Raw genomic sequence first — 4,078 nt, 5'->3', positions numbered from 1 at the left:
GGCCAGGGCCGCGTCGCACATGCGCACGCCCGTCTCGCCCAGCCGCGGCATGCGCCGGGTGGTGTCCCCCGCCCCGCCCTGCGGCGCGCCCAGCCCGCCCCAGCTCCAGGCCGGCTCGGTCATGCCGTCGCCGTTCTTGGTGGGCGAGCCGTAGCCGTCGCACAGCGCGAAGGCGCTCGCCCCGGCGGGGACCACGCGCACCGGCGTTTGCGCGCTGGCCCCCGACGCCACCGCCACGGCCGCCAGGACCGCCAAAGACACCGTGCGCACGCGCCCCTCCCCCAGGATCACCCGCCAGAGATACACGCCCGCGCAGGTTGTGGAACACAGTTCTCTCGGAGAAGGACCGAGCCCAGTTCTCTCCTTCTCCCCCTGAGGGAGAAGGACGGAGCCCGCGCACCGGAGGGCGGCAGCCCGCAGGTTCGCGCGGGAGGATGAGGGGTCGCGCCGCCGGTCGCCGAACCGCCTTCATCCACTGTCGCGAGACCCCTCATCCTCCCGCGCAGGCCTCCGCGACGCTCCGGCGCGCGGGTCCCTCCTTCTCCCTCAAGGGGAGAAGGATCACGGCCCCATCACACCGCCAGCTTGTAGATCAGCTCCGTCGCCCGCTGCGCGGTCAGGCCCGGCGCGGTCATCTCCCACAGCACCGGCAGCAGGCGGGCGCGTTCGGTCGGGTCCAGGCCCACGGCCCAGCGGCGGCCGATGGCGCCGGCGGCCCATTCGGCGGCGTCCTCGGGGGTCTCCTCGCCCTCGCGCACCTCGTCCAGCTCAATGGCCACGTCCAGCACGTCGACCAGGCCGGTCTTGAGCATGAACCACGGCTCGCCGGCGGCGCGGCGGCGCGCGATCTCGGCCTGCACCACCAGGGCCTCGTCGTGGCCCAGCCGGGCGGCGACGGCGACCCAGCGCAGGTAGGCGGCGCGGTTGTCGCTCATGCGCTCTTCCATGGCCAGGTTCCACGCCGCCGTGGCGTTGCCGGCGAAGGCGGCGCGCCTGAGCCAGCGCACGCCCTCCGCCCGCCAGCGGCCGCCGACCGTGGTCAGCAGCACGCCGAGGTTGGACTGGGCGTAGGTCTGGCCCATCAGCGCCGCGCGCCGGTAAAGCGGCAGGGCGGCGGCCTCCTGGCCCTCCAGGTCCAGCCGGGCGGCCTCGTTGAACAGGCGCACCGCTTCCAGTTGTCGTCTCAGCTCGGGGATCCGGGGCGTCGCCTCCATGATCGTCTCCCAGGCAGCCGGTTCAGGCCCCCGCCGTTCGAGCTCGCCGAAGGGCGACTGGACCAGCACGCAGGCCTGGTCGCCCAGCGCCGCCGCCTCGCCGGCCAGGCGCTCGGCGGCGCGAACCGCCTGCGCGAGGGTGGCGAACCGGCCGGCTTTCCAGTCGCGGCAGACGATCCGCCAGCCCTCGGAAAAGCGCAGGACCGCATAGGGCCGGACGTCGCTTTCGGGTTGGATCTGGGTCATGCCGCCTCCTGGCGAGCGGCCGGCCATTATGCGCTCATTCACGCCGGCGATCTGTAGGTTTTCCGACAAAACTCGCAGAAAACACAAACGCTTGAGCTGGCCGGCTAAGCTTGCGCGCGAACCGTCGCCGTCGCGCGCGACGACGCCGTGGGAAGCTGCGAGGCCGCGCGGTTGGTTCCTCGCCGGCGGTGTCCGTAAGTTGACGGACTCCTCCTCGCTCAAGACGATCGGCTCGCCCACGACGACGGCTGGCCGCCGTCGCGCTGAGCGCGCGCCGAACCCTTGCGCCCCGCCTCCGGTTACAGCGTATCCGACCGAAGCCGGAGGGCGGCGTGGAACGCGACTTCTACACGGGGATCTGGCCGGCGCTGGCCGCCTCGACGCCCGACGCGGTCTGGATCGCGATCGCCGCCGCGGCCACGCTCGCGGTCTTCGCCCTCTTCGACATCAGCGCCCCGCGTCGGCCGCCCCGTCCCTAGGGCGCAGGCGTCACGCGGCCGGATACGGCCCGAACAGCCACACCCGGCGGATCAGCGCGCCGTCGACCTCGTAGACCGCCACCGCCTGCTGGCCCTTCAGCGGCAGGTGCTCCTGGTCGGTGACCAGCGGCCCCACGGCGATGCGGTTTTTGATCTCGGCGCGCACGCCCGGCGGGGTGGCGAAGCGCGGGCCGTAGCTGGCGCGGATGGCGTCGCGCCCGCGCAAGACCGGTTCGGCCTGCTGCTGCGGGCGGAAGATCTCGGCGTCGGGGGCGTAGGTCGCCACGAAGGCGTCGATGTCGCCCGCGTTGTAGGCCGCCAGCTGCCGGTCGACGACCACGGTCGGGCCCTCCGCGGGCGCGCCGGCCGAAGCCGCCACGCCGCCCAGCGCCGCCGAAAGCAAGGTCCGTCGATCCATGGTGACCCCCTGTGATCAGGAACCAGCCATACCACATCCGTCATCCCGGCCGCAGGACCGCGCAGCGGGCCGGAGAGCCGGGCCCCAGCAAGCACTGCGCAGGTTGCAGCGCGGGTCCGCAGCGTTCACGTCGAGTTGCTGGGTCCCGGCTCTCCGCTGCGCTCCGGCCGGGATGACGGCTTAAGGTTTGGGGCCACCCCGCCTGTCGCCTAATGCGAAGGAATTGTCGCCCAAGGCGAAGCCGCAATCCTTACCCGCACGCCACTATCGGCGCGTCGCGTAACGGTCGGGGGCCGTATGACGGGGATCGAGTTCATCCGCGCCCACCTGCTCGGCCGACCGGCGCCGGCCGTCTCGGCGGCCCTGGCGGTCGCGGCCGTGGCGACCCCCACCGCCATCCGGCTGGCCATCGACAGCGTGGTCGCAGACGTCACCTTCGTGACCTACTACCCGTTCGTGCTGGCGGCGGCCCTGTTCCTCGGCTGGCGCCCGGCGGCGCTGGTGGCGCTGGGCTCGGCGGTCACGGCCAACCTGCTGTTCATGGCCCCGCGCTACGTCTTCTTCGCCAGGACCGGCGACACCGCCGGCGTGCTGTTCTTCCTGCTGTCGTGCGGCCTGATCGTGTTCGTGGCCGAGGCCCTGCGGGTGGCCATGCGCGAGGTCGACGACGGCCGCCGGCGCGAGGCCACCCTCAACGAGGAACTGCAGCACCGGGTCATGAACACGCTGATGGTGGTGCAGAGCCTGGCCCGGCAGACCTTCCGGGGCGCGGGCGCCGACGCGCCGCTGAAGGCCTTCACCGGCCGGCTGAACGCCCTGGCCCAGGCGCAGAAGGTGTTGGCTGGCGGGCGCTGGGACGCCTGCGCCCTGCCCGACCTGGCGGTCGGGGCGCTGGCCCCGTTCGGCGACGCGCCGATCCACATGACCGGCCCGGCCTGCACCCTGCCCGAGGCCGTCTGCGTGCCGCTGGTGCTGGCCCTGCACGAGCTGGGCACCAACGCGGTCAAGCACGGCGCCCTGTCGACCGCCGGCGGTTGGATCGGGCTGGAGTGGCGCTTCGCCCGCGGCGGCGGGCCTGAGCGGCTGATCCTGACCTGGCGCGAGCACGGCGGCCCGCCGGTCGAACCGCCGACCCGCAAGGGCCTGGGCTCCAAGCTGCTGGCCGAGCAGCCGGCGCTGAAGTCGGTGCGCCTCGAGCACCGCCCTGAAGGCGTGGTCTGCGAGATCGAGGTCGAGGGGGTCTCGGTCTAGCGCGCCGACAGGTAGTAGACCGGCCCGCCGGACATCACGCCGACGCAGTCCATGAGCCCGTTGACGGGGGCGATGCCGATCTCCAGCGGCGCGCGGCCGGGCGCGCCGGGCTGGACATAGACGCTGAACAGCAGGTCGTGGCTGGCGGGCTTCAGGCCGCGGGCCTTCAGGAAGGCCTCGACCCGGCGCACGGTCTCGCCCTGCGCCCCGGCCTCCAGCCGCTTGTAGAACGGCGCGAGATCCAGCGGCAGGCCGTTGGCCATGCCCTCGCTGAGCGCGGCCGTGGCCTGCGGGTTGGCCTCCTGGTCGAAGGTGAACACCGCCATCTTGCCCGGCTGCAAGGCCGAGCAGGCGGCGTGGTAGCGCGCGCCGGGCGGCACGGGCGGCGGCCCGGCGGCCGCCTCCACCTCGGCCAGGGTGGCGGCGTGGGCGGCGGGAGCGAAGGCCGCGAGCACGGCAGCGAGGACGAG

6 protein-coding genes are annotated in these 4,078 nt (G+C 73.5%); 2 read left to right on the top strand and 4 right to left on the bottom strand.

What is annotated here, in order from left to right; translation table 11 throughout:
• The coding region (locus G3573_RS20550) for a hypothetical protein (protein WP_163263525.1) at positions 1 to 270 on the bottom strand (270 nt) is incomplete at its 3' end.
• 302 nt (positions 271 to 572) lie between these two features.
• Complete coding sequence (locus tag G3573_RS20545) at positions 573 to 1,460, bottom strand: hypothetical protein (RefSeq protein WP_163263524.1); 888 nt, start codon at positions 1,458 to 1,460, stop codon at positions 573 to 575.
• 332 nt (positions 1,461 to 1,792) lie between these two features.
• Between G3573_RS20545 and G3573_RS20540 the strand changes: the two genes are divergently transcribed.
• Positions 1,793 to 1,939 carry a hypothetical protein gene (locus tag G3573_RS20540; RefSeq protein ID WP_163263523.1) on the top strand — a complete coding sequence of 49 codons (147 nt, stop codon included), beginning with the start codon at positions 1,793 to 1,795 and terminating at the stop codon, positions 1,937 to 1,939.
• A gap of 10 nt (positions 1,940 to 1,949) precedes the next feature.
• Here the strand turns inward: G3573_RS20540 and G3573_RS20535 are convergent, their stop codons facing one another.
• Positions 1,950 to 2,357: a nuclear transport factor 2 family protein gene (locus G3573_RS20535; protein ID WP_163263522.1), complete on the bottom strand. Its 408-nt coding sequence runs from the start codon at positions 2,355 to 2,357 to the stop codon at positions 1,950 to 1,952.
• 297 nt (positions 2,358 to 2,654) lie between these two features.
• Here G3573_RS20535 and G3573_RS20530 point away from each other — a divergent pair, with 297 nt between their 5' ends.
• Positions 2,655 to 3,608: an HWE histidine kinase domain-containing protein gene (locus tag G3573_RS20530; protein WP_163263521.1), complete on the top strand. Its 954-nt coding sequence runs from the start codon at positions 2,655 to 2,657 to the stop codon at positions 3,606 to 3,608.
• Here the strand turns inward: G3573_RS20530 and G3573_RS20525 are convergent.
• Positions 3,605 to 4,078, bottom strand: a 474-nt coding sequence (locus G3573_RS20525) for a hypothetical protein (RefSeq protein WP_205598404.1), incomplete at its 5' end; no start/stop codon positions are given. The two genes, G3573_RS20530 and G3573_RS20525, sit on opposite strands and share 4 nt — an antisense overlap.

The organism is Caulobacter sp. 17J65-9 (assembly GCF_010975005.1).
Lineage (GTDB): Bacteria > Pseudomonadota > Alphaproteobacteria > Caulobacterales > Caulobacteraceae > 17J80-11.
Note: the sequence above shows the minus strand (reverse complement) of the source record. Positions and strands in the feature narration are given on the sequence as shown.